Origin of the sequence: Salinibacterium sp., from assembly GCF_031364185.1 — a bacterium.
In the GTDB taxonomy this organism is placed as follows: domain Bacteria; phylum Actinomycetota; class Actinomycetes; order Actinomycetales; family Microbacteriaceae; genus Rhodoglobus.
The window spans coordinates 1-1,125 of record NZ_JANLVV010000110.1 but is presented as its reverse complement, the minus strand read 5'-3'; the positions used below and the strand labels follow the sequence as shown (position 1 = coordinate 1,125).

General features: G+C 61.6%; 1 protein-coding gene. It reads left to right on the top strand.

Translation table 11 applies throughout. The features are described 5' to 3' along the window. Positions 1 to 1,087: translation initiation factor IF-2 (locus tag RMN95_RS05190; protein WP_397545251.1), on the top strand; the 1,087-nt coding region annotated here is incomplete at its 5' end. Positions 1,088 to 1,125 lie beyond the last annotated feature (38 nt).

Below are 1,125 nucleotides of genomic sequence, written 5' to 3'. Positions count from 1 at the left end.
CGACGTGTCCGCGCTCAACAACGTCGGCATCGACACGCTCCTTGACGCGGTTCTCCTGACGGCCGACGCGGGTCTCGACCTGCGCTCTAACCCGAATAAGGACGCGCGCGGTGTCGCCATCGAAGCGAAGCTCGACAAGGGTCGTGGTGCGGTCGCGACCGTGCTGATCCAGTCGGGAACGCTCCGCGTCGGAGACTCCATCGTTGCGGGAACGGCCTACGGTCGAGTGCGCGCGATGATGGACGAAAACGGGGATCCCGTCGACGAGGCATACCCGGCGCGCCCCGTGCAGGTGCAGGGCTTGTCGAGCGTCCCGCGGGCTGGTGACACCTTCATCGTCACCGAGGAAGACCGCACCGCTCGCCAGATCGCCGAGAAGCGTGAAGCCGTCGAACGCAACGCCCTGCTGGCTAAGGCCCGCAAGCGCATCAGTCTCGAGGACTTCACCAAGGCGCTGGAAGATGGCAAAGTCGAATCGCTCAACCTCATCATCAAGGGTGACGTGTCTGGTGCCGTTGAGGCGCTCGAAGACTCGCTCCTCAAGATCGAGGTCGACGACAGCGTTCAGCTGCGGATCATCCACCGCGGTGTCGGTGCGGTTACCGAGAGCGACGTTAATCTCGCGACCATCGACAACGCGATCATCATCGGGTTCAACGTGCGACCAGACACGAAGGCGCGCGAACGTGCGCAGCGTGAGGGTGTGGATGTGCGTTTCTACTCGGTCATCTACGCGGCACTCGAAGAGATCGAGAACTCCCTCAAGGGCATGCTCAAGCCCGAGTTCGAAGAGGTGCAGTCAGGTATTGCCGAGATCCGCGAGGTGTTCCGTTCCTCCAAGTTCGGAAACGTTGCCGGCGTCATTGTGCGCTCGGGCGTCATCACCAGGAATGCCAAGGCTCGCGTCATCCGCGATGGGGTGGTGGTTGGCGATAACCTCGCCATCGAGTCATTGCGTCGTTACAAGGATGACGTCACCGAGGTTCGCACGGACTTCGAGGCCGGAATCGGCCTCGGTAAGTTCAACGACATCCAGATCGGTGATGAGATCGAGACGATCGAACTGAAGGAAAAAGTCCGCGTCTAGCTCGTAGTGGTATCGGTCGGCTGCGGCCGGTATCCAGG